This window comes from Oceanobacillus sp. CFH 90083, from assembly GCF_009389585.1.
GTDB lineage: Bacteria > Bacillota > Bacilli > Bacillales > Amphibacillaceae > Oceanobacillus.
On the sequence record NZ_VIYG01000012.1, the window covers coordinates 80,845 to 94,807 of the forward strand.

Sequence of the window (13,963 nt, forward strand, 5' to 3'; positions counted from 1 at the left end):
TTTACCTCCCTTTAATTATCCGCGAAGTTCGTAAACTTCTGGTTTTTGAGCTTGATGGTTGTGCTCAGCGCCTCTATATACGTGCAATTTCTTTTTCATTTTGCGACCTAAAGGTCCTTTTGGAAGCATCCCTTTAACTGCAACTTCAAGCATTTCTTCAGGATACTTTGTACGCATTTCGTATGCGTTACGTGTTCTCAGCCCACCTGGATGATGGGAATGATTGTAGTACATTTTGTCATTGATTTTGTTTCCTGATAGTTCAATTTTGTCTGCATTGATGATAATTACATAATCACCAGTGTCTGCATGTGGTGTGTACGTAGGTTTATGTTTACCACGTAAGATAGCAGCTACTTCGCTTGCTAAACGTCCTAAACGTTGCCCTTCCGCATCCACAACCAACCATTTGCGTTCGATATTCGCTTCATTTGCCATGAAAGTTGTGCGCATAATTTTTTCCCTCCATATATCAATCATTCTTTACTATTCGTAATCATATTTTTATTCTTAACATAATTAGATTCCGGGGCTAATCATGGTTTAGAAATAAAATGCCATATATCATATTATAACTTTCCGGACTAAAAGTCAAGCCTAGTATGCAAGTAATTGAAAAAAATATTGCTTTTATTAGCCATATTCATTTAGTCAACAGAAAGCTTCTCTTCTTCGGGTTCATTATAGCTTACTTTCCATAAATACAACCCATTTGGAGAAATCGTCTTCCCCAGCTGGCCTCTTTCTTTTGCAGCTAAAAGTGCTGGTATATCCTCAGGGTTCCGCTTTCCAATCCCTACATCCAAAAGTGCACTGACCATAATTCGCACCATATTGTATAAAAAGCCGCTGCCCCGGAAAACAAATTCAATGTCATCTTCCTTTTTCATACAGGATGCTTGGAATAATGTGCGTACTTTAGAGCCTTTCACAGATGATTTTGCAGAAGAAAAGGTGGTAAAGTCGTGTGCACCCTCTAAATGCTTACAGGCAGCTTGTATGGCTTTCATATCAAGGCTTTTTGGAAAGTGCAATGCATAATTCCGGCGGAACACATCCGGATCTTCCCTGTTTAAAACAATATAATGATACTCCTTCTGCTTCACACTGTAGCGGGCATGAAATGTATCAGGGACCTTCTCGACAGTGGTTATCCAGACATCATCTGGCAGAAGTGTATTGATAGCCTGCTTCCAATTGCGCTCAGGAATCGTTAAAGGGGTATCAAAATGAATCACCTGCCCGACGGCATGAACACCAGTATCTGTCCGTCCTGATGCCTGAATGCGGATCATTTCGCCTTTATGCATTTTGGCCAAGACTTTTTCCAGCATGCCCTGGACAGTCCGGTGATCAGGCTGTACCTGAAAGCCGGCAAATCCGGAGCCATCATACGCAATTGTACATTTTATCCTTTCCATTATATCTACCCTTTCCTTCCAACTATTACTGTCTCAGTATAAATAATGCCGCCAGCATCAGTGCAAAACCGATCAGAACCAGAATATCCTTGGCACCTACATGCAATTCACGGAGCTTGCTTCTTCCTTCTCCACCTTGATAACCGCGTGCTTCCATCGCCATTGCCAAATCCTCGGCACGCTTAAATGCGCTGACAAACAAAGGAACCAGCAACGGAATTACTGCCATAATCCGATCTTTGACTGGACCTGTACGAAAATCAACACCACGTGCAGCCTGCGCACGGGAAATTTTATCTGTTTCCTGCATCAGCGTTGGGATAAAGCGTAAGGAAATCGACATCATCAACGCCAGCTCATGGACAGGAAATTTAATTTTTTTCAAGGGATGAAGCATCTCCTCCATTGCATCCGTGATTTCAATTGGTGTTGTTGTCAAGGTTAATAAAGAAGTCGTCAGGATCAGCAGAAAAAAGCGTAAGGAGATGGCAGCCCCCTGGATAATTCCCCCGCTGTAAATCTGAATAAATCCCCAATCTACCAAGAGATTTCCTTCATTTGTGATAATCAGATGCAGAATAAATGTAAAAATAATTAAAAACCAGACAGGCAGCAGCCCTTTTAATATAAACCGCAATGGTACTCTTGAATTCAGCACACAAAGCAATGAAAAAGCTGTTAATAAGCTATAAGTCGGTATATTATTTGCAAAAAAGACAACAATCACAAAGAAAAAGACGACCGTGATTTTCGTTCTTGGATCTAACCGGTGAATAAAGGAGCTTCCAGGGACATATTGACCAATGATTAAAGCATTATTCATCCGAACCCACCCCCAGCTGCCTTTTTATCTCATTTGCTAATTCTTGCAGGGGTTGATACTGATAGTTTAAAGAAGTTCCAAAGCGTTCATTATACTGATTCAGAAAATGAATAACCTCCGGGATACCTAATTGTACCTCTTGCAGCTTATCTACTTGCTTAAACACATCAAGCGGCGCACCTTCCATATATTTTTGTCCCTTATTTAAGATAATGATTTTATCTGCGTAAGCCAGCGCATCCTCCATACTATGTGTCACTAATACAGTAGTCAGATTACGCTCCTGATGCAGCTGATAAAACATATCCATGATTTCACGCTGCCCGCGCGGATCGAGTCCGGCAGTCGGTTCGTCCAATACTAAGACTTCCGGTCCCATTGCCAGCACACCCGCTATGGCTACACGCCGCTTCTGTCCGCCACTTAAATCAAATGGCGATCGCTCCAGTATTTCTTCAGGGAGACCGACAGCAGGGAGGAGCTTCTCTATCCTGGCATCAATTTCTTCCTGTCCTACATCAAAATTTTTAGGGCCAAAGGCAATATCTTTGGCAACGGTCTCTTCAAATAACTGATGTTCCGGATATTGAAAGACAACGCCAACTTTTTTTCTTAAATCACGGATGTCCTTAGGCTTTCCTTCTGAAGTAAGCCGGAAATCACCAATTGTTATCTCACCCCTGCTTGGCAGACTTAAACCATTTAAATGCTGAATAAGGGTTGATTTCCCGGAGCCTGTATGACCGATAACAGCTACAAAGGAGCCAGATTCGACTGTAAAGGAAATATTCTCAAGGGCCTGGTGGGCAAAAGGGCTATTCTCTTGATAAATGTAACTTACATCTTTGAATTGAATTTCCATAATTCCTCCAACAACTCTTCGTGGTTTAATGCTGCTTCTGTTAATTCGACTCCCTGCTTCATCAGCTCATCGGTTAATTGTGCAACAAATGGCACATCCAACCCAATTTCACGTAATGCTTCCCGCTGTAAGAATAGCTCTCTTGGTGTTGTTTCTTCCCAAATTTGTCCCTTATTCATGACAATCACACGATCAGCCTGGACAATCTCCTGCAGGTCATGTGTTATCGTAATCAGAGACAGCCCTTCTGATTCCTGAATATCGTTTACCGTGTGCATAATTTCCTTTCTGCCTGTCGGATCAAGCATAGCAGTTGCTTCATCTAAAATTAATACCTTTGGAGCTATCGCTAAAACACTGGCAATAGCTACACGCTGCTTTTGCCCGCCGGATAGACGGTGCGGTTCTGTGATTAAATAATCCTGCATACGGACAGCGGATAAGGTGCGCTGGATTCTCTCTCTCATCTCTTCTCTGGGAACTCCTCTGTTTTCCATTCCAAATGCCACATCATCTTGAACGGTTGCACCAACAAATTGATTATCTGGATTTTGAAAGACCATTCCTATATCTTTACGTATATTCCACACTGTATCCTCATCTACTTTTTGACCATCGACAATGATTTCTCCGTCCTTTGGCATTAATAGTCCATTCAGCAGCTTGGCGATAGTGGACTTTCCAGAGCCGTTATGGCCTATAATAGCAACCCATTCACCTTCATAAATCTCAAAAGAAACCTGATTTAATACAAGTGCCCCTTCTTCTTCATATTGAAAGGAAACATTCTTAAACTCTACCAGCTTTTTTCTATCCATCCAGACACCCCCTCCTCCTGTTTTTTCTATTATGTAATTTGCTTTATCTGTCATGGTTATTATTTTACTCATAGCAGTTGATGAATGAAAGTATTTGTTCAAAAACCCTGGCTAATGAAGTTTGATAGTATTTCTAGCCAACGCTCCAACTCTTTTTGATGGGGCGAGTAATCGCAGCCCCAGAAATACACTACGCTTTCCTGTGGGCTTGTCCTCAGCCTCCTCGAAAAGAAAACCGCTTTTCTGCGGGGTCTTCACACTGCGCATTCCCACGGGAGTCTCCGTGTATTTCTTCCGCTGGGTACTTACTAAAATATCTTTTAGGTTCTCTTTATCACACAAAAACTATAGAAATATTTGCCGATTTCTTTAAACAAAAACTAATTTATTAGCTAGTTAATGGGTCTACACCAAAATCAATGGTTAAAATTAAAGAGTAAATATGGTATTGAAACTATCTAGCGGAGGAAAAACACGTAGACTCCTATGGGAAAGCGTAGTGTTTTTCCGCTGATATCAAATTTACCTCTAATTTGTCAACCATAGATTTTGGTCAAGAGCCTAGTTAATAACCATTTTTCAATACAAAAAAAGGGCTTGGATAACCTCTGAGAGAGATTGAGTCCTGCCCCTTGCCGTTTGTAGTAAATTAAACCAACTCAATGATTGCCATTTTAGCGCCATCGCCTTGGCGTTCACCAAGTTTAAGAACGCGTGTATATCCACCTTGTCTATCTTCATAGCGCGCAGCAACATCATCAAATAATTTTTGAACTACGTTGTTTTCTTCATCCGCTTCTTTATTGTATAAAAATGCTGCAGCTTGACGGCGTGCATGTAAATCGCCACGCTTACCAAGAGTAATCATTTTATCTACAATCGATCTTAACTCTTTCGCTTTTGCTTCTGTTGTTTCAATACGTTCATGAATAATCAAATCAGATGCAAGGTTGCGAAGAAGAGCCATACGACTATCTGTTGTACGTCCTAATTTTCTAGCCACGGACTATCCCTCCCTTTTTCGAAACTCTACAGGTGACTGGTCTAATCAGTCATCATCTCGAAGACCTAATCCCAGATCCTCTAATTTTACTTTTACTTCTTCTAATGATTTACGTCCTAAATTACGAACCTTCATCATATCTTCTTCTGATTTATTTGCAAGCTCTTGAACCGTGTTGATGCCAGCACGCTTCAAACAGTTGTAAGAACGAACAGAAAGATCAAGCTCTTCAATGGTCATTTCCATTACTTTTTCTTTTTGATCTTCTTCTTTTTCAACCATAATCTCAACGTTCTGTGCTTCATCGGTTAAGCCGACAAAAATATTTAAATGCTCCGTAATAATTTTCGCACCTAAAGAAACAGCTTCTTCCGGACGAATACTACCATCCGTCGAAACATCCAATGTCAGTTTATCATAATTAGCGATTTGACCTACACGTGTATTCTCTACCTGATAGGTAACACGTGATACTGGTGTGAAAATGGAATCAATTGGAATCACGCCAATTGGTTGATCATCAAACTTGTTTTCTTCTGCCGGACGATAACCGCGACCCCTTTCAGCTGTTAACTTCATATGAAGATTAGCCTTACTGTTTAATGTCGCAATATGAAGATCAGGGTTCATTACTTCCACATCACTATCATATGTTAAGTCTGCAGCAGTTACTGCTCCTTCACCTTGAACATCAATTTCCAATGTTTTCGGCTCATCAGAGTAGATTTTCAGTGCAAGCTTTTTCAAGTTAAGAATGATAGTAGTTACATCCTCCACAACCCCGTCAATCGTTGAAAATTCATGCAGTGCTCCGTCGATGTGAACGGTTGTCACAGCAGCACCTGGTAGTGAGGATAGTAAGATACGACGCAAGGAGTTTCCAAGTGTGGCACCATATCCACGTTCTAGCGGTTCAACTACAAATTTACCAAACATAGCATCATCGCTAATTTCAACCGTTTCAATTTTTGGCTTTTCTATCTCGATCATTTAACAAAACCTCCTTTAAAACGTCGAAACCCCGGCTAGACAACATAGTCTAACCGAAATTCCTCAAATAGGCAGTTGGCGTTTCTGCGCTACCTAAAAATCTTTCGTACGAACTGTCCTTGGAATCTGTTTATCTACACATGTAGAAACCGTACGTTTTACCAATCATTATTAACAGATTGACAAATTCTATACGGTTAAATTAAACACGACGACGTTTTGGCGGGCGGCAACCATTATGAGGAACTGGAGTTACGTCAACAATTGCTGTAACTTCTAATCCAGCAGCCTGTAAAGAACGAATTGCAGCTTCTCGGCCAGCGCCAGGTCCTTTAACAGTAACTTCTAATGTTTTCATGCCGTTTTCGATTGCAGACTTCGCAGCTGTTTCAGCAGCCATTTGTGCAGCAAACGGAGTTGATTTTTTAGATCCTTTAAAGCCCAGAGCACCAGCAGAGCTCCATCCAATAGCATTACCTTGCGTATCCGTAATTGTAACAATTGTATTGTTAAAAGTAGAACGGATATGAGCAATGCCTGATTCTATATTCTTTTTCACACGACGTTTACGCGTATTTGTTTTACGTGCCATTTGTAAGCTTACCTCCTTACATTACTTTTTCTTGTTAGCCATTGTTTTACGTGGGCCTTTACGTGTACGAGAGTTGTTCTTTGTTTTTTGTCCACGGACTGGTAATCCGCGACGATGACGGATACCTCTGTAAGCACCGATTTCAATCAAGCGTTTGATGTTTAAAGATACTTCACGACGAAGATCACCTTCTGTAGTGTAGCTATCAATTGCTTGACGGATTCTTGCTAATTCGTCTTCCGTTAAATCACGGACACGAGTATCTTCAGAAACGCCTGCTTCTTTAAGGACTTCCTGTGCAGTAGCTTTTCCAATACCATAAACATATGTTAAGGAAATTACTACACGCTTATCACGTGGAATATCAATACCTGCAATACGTGCCATAGAATACTAGCACCTCCTGTTTTTTAGCCTTGTTTTTGCTTGTGTTTTGGATTTTCACAAATTACCATTACTTTACCTTTGCGTTTGATGACTTTGCATTTCTCGCAAATTGGTTTTACAGATGCTCTTACCTTCATCACCATTACCTCCTTTTAGATCGGAGCTCGTTTATTTATAACGGTACGTAATTCGTCCCTTGGTTAAATCATACGGAGAAAGTTCAACCGTTACTTTATCGCCTGGTAAAATGCGGATAAAGTGCATACGGATTTTACCAGATACATGCGCCAATACTGTATGGCCATTTTCAAGCTCAACTTTAAACATCGCATTCGGCAATGTATCTGTCACTGTACCTTCTACTTCAATAACATCGTCTTTCGCCATTGTGTGTGATCTCCCTTCTTCAAATCAGTTACAACCTTATCTTAATTTGGGATAAAGCCTCATTTCCCTTTTGTGACAAGCCATGGTTTTACCAGACTTTAAGGTCTTTTCAGGGAAATATCAAACGTACATGTAGCGCACCATCATCATTTGAAATGATTGATCAGAGCACTGCTTCCTCCATTGGCCAGCGTAGGACAACCGGCCGTTCACAACCGAGATATCAATTGTACTGACCTGAATCACTATCCTGCATCATACGTACAAATGGATCTTAAGTTCAGAAAATCAATTTGTTAACGTATATCTGCTCTCACCATCACCTAGGCAATTGTTCGTTTTATATCAAAAGGTTGATGAACCAATTTTTTATCGTGTTTGATAAAAGCATTACACATTATCTCACCTATTATAACTCGCAAATGTAGGTTTTGCACCTATTCTGTTTATTAAATAGCTGACTTATTTATCCAAAATGGACTCAATGTCGGAGAAGACGTCGTTAATATCACGATCACCGTCTACCTTCACAAGATATCCTTTATCTTGATAAAAATCAAGTAATGGCTGTGTTTGCTCTACGTTAACGGCTAACCGTTTCTTCACCGTTTCAGGTTGATCATCATCTCGCTGAATTAACTGGGAGCCATCCTTATCACAGATACCTTCCTCTTTTGGAGGATTATAGATAACATGATAAGTTGTTCCGCAAGTCGGACAAATTCTCCGTCCAGTTAAACGCTCTACCAATTTTTCTTCTGGTACATCAACATGTATACAATAGTCGATGGTTCTATTCAAATCAGCTGTCAACTCTTGCAGTGCTTCAGCTTGAGCGATGGTACGCGGAAATCCATCTAATAGAAATCCTTCTGCACAATCATCCTTTGCTAAGCGCTCCTTGACGATACCGATTGTTACTTCATCTGGAACAAGATTTCCCTGATCCATATATTCCTTCGCTTTTTTTCCAAGGTCTGTGCCTTCTTTAATAGCTAATCGGAACATATCCCCTGTTGAAATGTGAGGGATATTATATCTTTCTTCCATTTTTTCGGCCTGGGTACCTTTCCCGGCACCAGGTAGCCCCATTAAGATTAAATTCATTGTTTCCCCTCGCTTTTGTAGGCAGGAAATTTACTTAATAAACCCTTTATAATGTCGCTTCACAAGCTGACCTTCCAGCTGTTTCATTGTTGTTAATGCAACACCGACAACGATGATCAGACTCGTACCGCCGATTTGAACTGTTTGTGGCAGATTTGCAAGACCACCCAAGATAATTGGGAATACGGCAACAGATGCTAAGAATATGGACCCAACAAAAGTCAATCTGCGAATAACCCTTGTTAAATATTCCTCTGTATTGTGTCCCGGACGAATACCAGGGATATAACCGCCTTGCCTTTGCAAGTTCTCTGACATTTGTTCCGGATTAACCTGAACAAATGTATAGAAATAGGAGAAAGCAATAATCAGTGCAACATAGATTACCATACCTACTGGCTGTGTGTAATCGAAAATGTACGTCACTGTACTTGCTATTTGGTTGCCTTCAAAAAAACCGGCAATCGTTGTAGGTGCAATCATAAAGGCAATTGCAAAAATTACTGGAATTACCCCTGCCGCATTTACCTTAATTGGCAGATGCGTTGACTGTCCGCCTACTGGTGTACGATTGACTACCTTCTTTGCATACTGAATTGGAATTTTCCGCAAACCTTCGTTGACAAATATAATTCCAACCGTAACAGCGATAACTACTAATACAATTAACGTTACAATAACAATATTGATAAACAATTCACTTCCCGGATTAGAGAAGTATTGATTGTATAATTGAGCCGCGCCATTTGGAATAGCAGCAACGATACCGGCAAAGATAATAATAGAAATACCATTACCTACACCGTGAGCAGTAATCTGTTCACCTAACCACATAAGAAAAGCTGTTCCGCCAGTTAATACGATAGCAATCATTAAGAATTTGATGACGCCGGGATCATGGATAAGTAATCCGCCTGCCATGGCATTAAAGCCAATAGACATAGCAATTGCTTGAATAAAGGCGATACCAATAGCTGCATAGCGTGTTACTTGCGCAATTTTCTTCCGCCCCATTTCCCCCTGCTTCTTCCATTCAGCGAACTTCGGAACAACATCCATTTGCAGCAGCTGCATGATAATTGATGCGGTGATGTAAGGCATGATTCCCATCGCAAAGATAGAGAAATTTTCAAGCGCCCCACCACCAAATGTATTGATGAAACCAAACATATTTTGCTGGTTCATCATAAACTCAATTGCTGATTTATCTGCAAAAGGCACAGTAATAAACGTGCCGATACGGAATATAATAAGCATAAGCAGTGTAAATATAATTTTATTTCTTATATCTTTTACACGCAAAAAGTTGGAGAGTGTCTGAAACAAATTAGATCACCTCAGATTGACCGCCCGCTGCTTCAATTGCTTCTTTTGCAGATGCAGAGAATTTATGAGCTTTAACAGTCAGTTTCTTTTCTAATTTCCCTTTTCCAAGAATCTTAACTCCAGCATTTAATTTGCTTACGACACCAGTTTCTAGTAATAGCTCCGGCGTAACTTCAGTTCCTTCTTCAAAGCGATTAAGCGTGTCAAGGTTCACAATAGCATATTCCTTACGGTTAATGTTTGTAAAACCACGTTTAGGTAAACGTTGGAATAAAGGCATTTGTCCACCTTCGAAACCAGGTCTTACTCCACCACCGGAACGCGCTTTTTGACCTTTATGTCCACGACCAGAAGTCTTCCCGTTACCAGAAGAAGTTCCGCGGCCTACACGGTTTCTTTCTTTACGGGATCCTTCAGCTGCTTTTAATTCATGAAGTTTCATGCGAGCACCTCCTCTTTACACAAAATTTATTAAACTTCTTTAACTGTCAATAAGTGGGACACTCTGTTAACCATACCGCGAACGGCTGGAGTATCTTCACGTACAACCGATTGACGAATTTTCTTCAACCCTAACGCTTCAACCGTTTTACGTTGAACGTCAGTGCCACCGATAACACTGCGAGTGAGGGTTATTTCTAATTTTTTAGACATCGTGATTCCCTCCTTATCCTAACAGTTCTTCAACAGACTTCCCGCGTAATTTCGCTACGTCCTCAGCTGTTTTTAAATTTGTTAAACCGTTCAATGTAGCACGGATAACGTTGATTGGTGTGTTTGATCCTAATGATTTTGTCAGGATATCACCTACACCAGCAAGCTCTAAAATCGCACGTACCGGACCACCAGAGATAACTCCAGTACCTTCAGAAGCTGGCTTCATCAATACGTTACCAGAACCAAACTGTCCATGAATTTCATGTGGAATGGTTGTGCCTACGATTGGTACAGTAATTAAGTTTTTCTTCGCATCATCTACTGCTTTTTTAATAGCTTCAGGTACTTCTTGTGCTTTACCAGTACCGAAACCTACATGACCGTTTTTGTCACCTACAACTACTAATGCTGCAAAGCGGAAACGACGTCCACCTTTTACAACCTTTGCAACACGGTTGACCGTAACAACACGTTCTTCAAGATCTAATTTGCTCGGATCAATATTCATAATCATTATAGATGGTTACCTCCTTTTACTCTTAAAATTCAAGGCCTTCCTCACGAGCTGCCTCTGCTAAAGCTTTGATACGTCCATGATATAAATAACCACCACGATCAAATACGACGGATTTATATCCTTTCTCAACTGCACGTTTTGCAATAGCTGCTCCGACTTGCTTAGCAGCATCGACATTACCGCCATTGATTCCAAGTTCTTTATCAACTGTAGAAGCACTTGCAAGCGTTACGCCATTTACATCGTCAATCAGTTGAGCATAAATGTTTTTGTTAGAACGGAACACATTTAAACGTGGACGTTCTGCAGTTCCTGATAATGTTTTACGCACACGATTGTGACGTTTTTTACGAATAACATTTTTGTCAGGCTTTGTGATCATCTGGGTCACTCCTTTCTCGGGCTAAAAAACTTACTTAGCAGTTTTACCTTCTTTACGACGTACATATTCATCCGCATATTTAATTCCTTTACCTTTATAAGGCTCCGGCGGGCGGATTGCTCGGATATTAGCAGCAACTGCTCCTACTAATTCTTTATCGATACCTTTCACAACGATTTGTGTGTTTTTAGGTACTTCGATTTCAATACCGTCAATTGGGTCAAGCTCAACAGGATGTGAATAACCAGCGTTAACAACTGTTTTGTTTCCTTGCTTTTGAGCACGGTAACCAACACCGTTGATTTCTAATGATTTTTCAAAACCTTTGCTTACTCCAACTACCATATTATTGATTAAACTGCGAGTAGTACCATGTAGTGCACGGTGATCTTTATGATCACTTGGGCGTTCTACAGTTACGATATTACCCTCAACGTTGATTTTAATATCTGGATGAAAATCTCTTGTTAATTCACCCTTTGGTCCTTTAACTGTTAGTGTAGTTCCGTTGAACTTCAACTCTACACCTTCTGGAATTTCAATAGGCTTAAGTCCGACACGAGACATTCCCTGCACCTCCTCTTATAACTTATAAGTTTTTACCAAACGTATGCTAGTACTTCGCCGCCAACTGCTTGAGAACGTGCTTCTTTGTCAGAAAGCATTCCGTTAGAAGTTGATACGATAGCAATGCCAAGTCCGTTTAATACACGTGGTACTTCATCTGCTTTAGCATATACGCGTAAACCTGGTTTACTGATACGTTTAATTCCTGTAATAACTCTATCTTCGTTTGCACTGTATTTTAAGAAGATACGTAATATACCTTGCTTATTGTCTTCAACGAGCTCATAATCCTTCACAAAGCCTTCGCGTTTCAGGATATCAGCGATCTCTTTTTTAATTTTAGAAGCAGGAAGCTCTAATTGTTCATGTTTAACCATGTTCGCATTACGAATGCGAGTAAGCATATCTGCAATTGGATCTGTCATAACCATTACTAATTACCTCCTTCCCGAATCGGGGATTACCAACTTGCTTTTTTGACACCAGGAATTTGACCTTTATAGGCAAGTTCACGGAAACAAATACGGCAAAGTTTAAATTTACGAATTACTGAATGCGGGCGACCACAGCGTTCACAGCGTGTATACTCTTGTACTTTATACTTTTGCGGGCGCTTTTGTTTCGCTACCATAGATTTTTTAGCCAAAACTTTCCCTCCTTTTATTAGCTCATGTCTACTTTTGGAAAGGCATGCCCAATCCAGCTAAAAGTTCACGAGCTTCTTCGTCTGTATTAGATGTTGTTACAATAACAATGTCCATACCACGAACTTTACTTACTTTATCATAATTAATTTCTGGGAAAATTAACTGTTCTTTTACACCTAACGTGTAGTTTCCACGTCCATCAAATGCTTTTTTAGAAATACCGCGGAAGTCACGTACACGTGGAAGTGATACAGCAATCAGTTTTTGCAGGAACTCATACATGCGTTCTCCACGTAGAGTAACCTTTGCACCAATTGGCATACCTTCACGAAGGCGGAAACCTGCGATGGATTTCTTTGCACGAGTGATTAATGGTTTTTGACCAGAAACTAAAGCTAATTCTTCCACAGCGCTATCTAATGCTTTGGAGTTTTGTACTGCGTCACCAACACCCATGTTGATCACGATTTTCTCTACTTTAGGTACTTCCATTACGGAATTATAATTAAATTTATTCATTAAAGATGAAGTGATTTCATCTTGATATTTTTGTTTTAATTCATTCATGTGTTAGCCCTCCTTTCACAGAAAAACTTATTTATCTAATGCTTCACCGGATTTTTTTGCAATACGGATTTTTTTACCATCTTTTATTTCATAGCCAACACGAGTTGGTTCTCCGGACTTCGGATCGATTGGCAATACATTAGAAACATGAATTGGAGCTTCGATATTCAAGATTCCGCCTTGCGGATTATCTTGAGAAGGTTTCGCATGTTTTTGAATCATGTTCACGCCTTCTACTAATACACGCTCTTTCTTTGGGAATGCTTCTAATACAGTACCCTCTTTACCGCGGTCTTTACCGGATAACACTTTGACTTTATCACCTTTTTTTACATGCATGCTTTACGCACCTCCTTGATGAGGAAATTTCTACTTAGGATGTTCAAACCACCAATAAAAATGACGCACCTAATTTCTTCGTTAGCTTGGCTTTCCGCTGCTCATGTATCTAATTGCATACACTCCGCTGCTCAAACCTGCGCTGCCTCGAACTTCTCGGTCCTTTTTATCGCCTATTTTGAACAAACATTTATAAAACTTCTGGAGCTAGAGATACGATTTTCATGAACTGAGCATCACGTAATTCACGTGCAACAGGTCCGAAGATACGAGTTCCTCTTGGACTTTTATCATCACGAATAATTACGGCAGCATTTTCATCAAAACGGATGTAAGAACCATCTTTACGACGAGCGCCAGATTTAGAACGTACAATTACTGCTTTTACAACGTCACCTTTTTTGACAACGCCCCCTGGTGTTGCTTGTTTGACCGTACAAACAATGACATCACCAATGTTGGCAGTTTTACGACCGGAACCGCCTAATACTTTAATGGTTAATACTTCACGAGCACCAGAGTTATCTGCAACCTTCAAACGAGTTTCTTGTTGAATCATAACACTGTGACC

General features: G+C 40.4%; 23 protein-coding genes. All 23 read right to left on the reverse strand.

From position 1 onward, the window contains the following. Positions 1-15: 15 nt before the first annotated feature. The 23 genes from rplM to rplN all read right to left on the reverse strand — a co-directional run bounded on the left by rplM (position 16) and on the right by rplN (position 13,951). Positions 16-453, reverse strand: a complete 438-nt coding sequence (rplM, locus tag FLK20_RS16705) for a 50S ribosomal protein L13 (RefSeq protein ID WP_152657731.1) — start codon at positions 451-453, stop codon at positions 16-18. A gap of 194 nt (positions 454-647) precedes the next feature. Further along, on the reverse strand, positions 648-1,421 hold the full coding sequence (gene truA / locus FLK20_RS16710; protein ID WP_152657732.1) for a tRNA pseudouridine(38-40) synthase TruA: 774 nt from the start codon (positions 1,419-1,421) through the stop codon (positions 648-650). 25 nt (positions 1,422-1,446) lie between these two features. Continuing rightward, positions 1,447-2,244: an energy-coupling factor transporter transmembrane component T family protein gene (locus tag FLK20_RS16715; protein ID WP_152657733.1), complete on the reverse strand. Its 798-nt coding sequence runs from the start codon at positions 2,242-2,244 to the stop codon at positions 1,447-1,449. Then, positions 2,237-3,106 (reverse strand): energy-coupling factor ABC transporter ATP-binding protein, encoded by an 870-nt coding sequence (locus FLK20_RS16720; protein ID WP_152657734.1) that lies wholly within the window; start codon positions 3,104-3,106, stop codon positions 2,237-2,239. Before FLK20_RS16720 ends, FLK20_RS16715 begins: the two co-directional genes overlap by 8 nt. Next, entirely contained in the window at positions 3,082-3,924 is an 843-nt protein-coding gene (locus tag FLK20_RS16725) for an energy-coupling factor ABC transporter ATP-binding protein (protein ID WP_152657735.1), read from the reverse strand. The genes FLK20_RS16720 and FLK20_RS16725 overlap by 25 nt, the downstream gene beginning before the upstream one ends. A 649-nt stretch (positions 3,925-4,573) precedes the next feature. Then, a complete protein-coding gene (gene rplQ, locus FLK20_RS16730; protein ID WP_147211524.1) occupies positions 4,574-4,927 on the reverse strand; it encodes a 50S ribosomal protein L17 in 354 nt (117 codons plus the stop codon). Positions 4,928-4,972: 45 nt separating this feature from the next. After that, the gene (locus tag FLK20_RS16735; protein WP_152657736.1) at positions 4,973-5,917 is read right to left on the reverse strand and encodes a DNA-directed RNA polymerase subunit alpha; all 945 of its coding nucleotides are present in this window, start codon (positions 5,915-5,917) and stop codon (positions 4,973-4,975) included. A gap of 202 nt (positions 5,918-6,119) precedes the next feature. Beyond that, positions 6,120-6,509: a 30S ribosomal protein S11 gene (gene rpsK / locus FLK20_RS16740; RefSeq protein ID WP_040985036.1), complete on the reverse strand. Its 390-nt coding sequence runs from the start codon at positions 6,507-6,509 to the stop codon at positions 6,120-6,122. A 21-nt stretch (positions 6,510-6,530) separates the two neighbouring features. Further along, on the reverse strand, positions 6,531-6,896 hold the full coding sequence (gene rpsM, locus FLK20_RS16745; RefSeq protein WP_152657737.1) for a 30S ribosomal protein S13: 366 nt from the start codon (positions 6,894-6,896) through the stop codon (positions 6,531-6,533). 23 nt (positions 6,897-6,919) lie between these two features. Beyond that, positions 6,920-7,033: a 50S ribosomal protein L36 gene (gene rpmJ / locus FLK20_RS16750; RefSeq protein ID WP_010095733.1), complete on the reverse strand. Its 114-nt coding sequence runs from the start codon at positions 7,031-7,033 to the stop codon at positions 6,920-6,922. Between the two features lie 31 nt (positions 7,034-7,064). Then, positions 7,065-7,283 (reverse strand): translation initiation factor IF-1, encoded by a 219-nt coding sequence (gene infA / locus FLK20_RS16755; RefSeq protein WP_040985051.1) that lies wholly within the window; start codon positions 7,281-7,283, stop codon positions 7,065-7,067. Positions 7,284-7,745: 462 nt separating this feature from the next. Further along, on the reverse strand, positions 7,746-8,390 hold the full coding sequence (locus FLK20_RS16760; RefSeq protein ID WP_152657738.1) for an adenylate kinase: 645 nt from the start codon (positions 8,388-8,390) through the stop codon (positions 7,746-7,748). A 30-nt stretch (positions 8,391-8,420) separates the two neighbouring features. Beyond that, positions 8,421-9,716 (reverse strand): preprotein translocase subunit SecY, encoded by a 1,296-nt coding sequence (gene secY, locus FLK20_RS16765; protein WP_152657739.1) that lies wholly within the window; start codon positions 9,714-9,716, stop codon positions 8,421-8,423. A 1-nt stretch (position 9,717) separates the two neighbouring features. Continuing rightward, positions 9,718-10,158 (reverse strand): 50S ribosomal protein L15, encoded by a 441-nt coding sequence (rplO, locus tag FLK20_RS16770; RefSeq protein ID WP_152657740.1) that lies wholly within the window; start codon positions 10,156-10,158, stop codon positions 9,718-9,720. 29 nt (positions 10,159-10,187) lie between these two features. Then, entirely contained in the window at positions 10,188-10,370 is a 183-nt protein-coding gene (rpmD, locus tag FLK20_RS16775) for a 50S ribosomal protein L30 (protein ID WP_077605106.1), read from the reverse strand. Positions 10,371-10,383: 13 nt separating this feature from the next. Continuing rightward, on the reverse strand, positions 10,384-10,884 hold the full coding sequence (rpsE, locus tag FLK20_RS16780) for a 30S ribosomal protein S5 (RefSeq protein ID WP_194165655.1): 501 nt from the start codon (positions 10,882-10,884) through the stop codon (positions 10,384-10,386). A gap of 28 nt (positions 10,885-10,912) precedes the next feature. Continuing rightward, on the reverse strand, positions 10,913-11,272 hold the full coding sequence (gene rplR, locus FLK20_RS16785; protein WP_152657742.1) for a 50S ribosomal protein L18: 360 nt from the start codon (positions 11,270-11,272) through the stop codon (positions 10,913-10,915). 30 nt (positions 11,273-11,302) lie between these two features. Further along, positions 11,303-11,839, reverse strand: a complete 537-nt coding sequence (rplF, locus tag FLK20_RS16790; protein ID WP_152657743.1) for a 50S ribosomal protein L6 — start codon at positions 11,837-11,839, stop codon at positions 11,303-11,305. Between the two features lie 32 nt (positions 11,840-11,871). Continuing rightward, the gene (gene rpsH / locus FLK20_RS16795; protein WP_152657744.1) at positions 11,872-12,270 is read right to left on the reverse strand and encodes a 30S ribosomal protein S8; all 399 of its coding nucleotides are present in this window, start codon (positions 12,268-12,270) and stop codon (positions 11,872-11,874) included. Between the two features lie 29 nt (positions 12,271-12,299). Further along, complete coding sequence (locus FLK20_RS16800; RefSeq protein WP_152657745.1) at positions 12,300-12,485, reverse strand: type Z 30S ribosomal protein S14; 186 nt, start codon at positions 12,483-12,485, stop codon at positions 12,300-12,302. Positions 12,486-12,513: 28 nt separating this feature from the next. Then, positions 12,514-13,053 (reverse strand): 50S ribosomal protein L5, encoded by a 540-nt coding sequence (rplE, locus tag FLK20_RS16805; RefSeq protein ID WP_152657746.1) that lies wholly within the window; start codon positions 13,051-13,053, stop codon positions 12,514-12,516. A gap of 27 nt (positions 13,054-13,080) precedes the next feature. Further along, positions 13,081-13,392 (reverse strand): 50S ribosomal protein L24, encoded by a 312-nt coding sequence (rplX, locus tag FLK20_RS16810; RefSeq protein WP_042530803.1) that lies wholly within the window; start codon positions 13,390-13,392, stop codon positions 13,081-13,083. A gap of 190 nt (positions 13,393-13,582) precedes the next feature. Next, positions 13,583-13,951 carry a 50S ribosomal protein L14 gene (gene rplN / locus FLK20_RS16815; RefSeq protein WP_077605112.1) on the reverse strand — a complete coding sequence of 123 codons (369 nt, stop codon included), beginning with the start codon at positions 13,949-13,951 and terminating at the stop codon, positions 13,583-13,585. Positions 13,952-13,963 lie beyond the last annotated feature (12 nt).

Coding starts and splice junctions, on each gene's coding strand:
- rplM (WP_152657731.1), bottom strand. CDS start 453: ATGCGCACAACTTTCATGGCAAATGAAGCGAATATCGAACGCAAATGG.
- truA (WP_152657732.1), bottom strand. CDS start 1,421: ATGGAAAGGATAAAATGTACAATTGCGTATGATGGCTCCGGATTTGCC.
- FLK20_RS16715 (WP_152657733.1), bottom strand. CDS start 2,244: ATGAATAATGCTTTAATCATTGGTCAATATGTCCCTGGAAGCTCCTTT.
- FLK20_RS16720 (WP_152657734.1), bottom strand. CDS start 3,106: ATGGAAATTCAATTCAAAGATGTAAGTTACATTTATCAAGAGAATAGC.
- FLK20_RS16725 (WP_152657735.1), bottom strand. CDS start 3,924: ATGGATAGAAAAAAGCTGGTAGAGTTTAAGAATGTTTCCTTTCAATAT.
- FLK20_RS16735 (WP_152657736.1), bottom strand. CDS start 5,917: ATGATCGAGATAGAAAAGCCAAAAATTGAAACGGTTGAAATTAGCGAT.
- rpsK (WP_040985036.1), bottom strand. CDS start 6,509: ATGGCACGTAAAACAAATACGCGTAAACGTCGTGTGAAAAAGAATATA.
- rpsM (WP_152657737.1), bottom strand. CDS start 6,896: ATGGCACGTATTGCAGGTATTGATATTCCACGTGATAAGCGTGTAGTA.
- rpmJ (WP_010095733.1), bottom strand. CDS start 7,033: ATGAAGGTAAGAGCATCTGTAAAACCAATTTGCGAGAAATGCAAAGTC.
- infA (WP_040985051.1), bottom strand. CDS start 7,283: ATGGCGAAAGACGATGTTATTGAAGTAGAAGGTACAGTGACAGATACA.
- FLK20_RS16760 (WP_152657738.1), bottom strand. CDS start 8,390: ATGAATTTAATCTTAATGGGGCTACCTGGTGCCGGGAAAGGTACCCAG.
- rplO (WP_152657740.1), bottom strand. CDS start 10,158: ATGAAACTTCATGAATTAAAAGCAGCTGAAGGATCCCGTAAAGAAAGA.
- rpmD (WP_077605106.1), bottom strand. CDS start 10,370: ATGTCTAAAAAATTAGAAATAACCCTCACTCGCAGTGTTATCGGTGGC.
- rplR (WP_152657742.1), bottom strand. CDS start 11,272: ATGATCACAAAGCCTGACAAAAATGTTATTCGTAAAAAACGTCACAAT.
- rplF (WP_152657743.1), bottom strand. CDS start 11,839: ATGTCTCGTGTCGGACTTAAGCCTATTGAAATTCCAGAAGGTGTAGAG.
- rpsH (WP_152657744.1), bottom strand. CDS start 12,270: ATGGTTATGACAGATCCAATTGCAGATATGCTTACTCGCATTCGTAAT.
- rplE (WP_152657746.1), bottom strand. CDS start 13,053: ATGAATGAATTAAAACAAAAATATCAAGATGAAATCACTTCATCTTTA.
- rplX (WP_042530803.1), bottom strand. CDS start 13,392: ATGCATGTAAAAAAAGGTGATAAAGTCAAAGTGTTATCCGGTAAAGAC.
- rplN (WP_077605112.1), bottom strand. CDS start 13,951: ATGATTCAACAAGAAACTCGTTTGAAGGTTGCAGATAACTCTGGTGCT.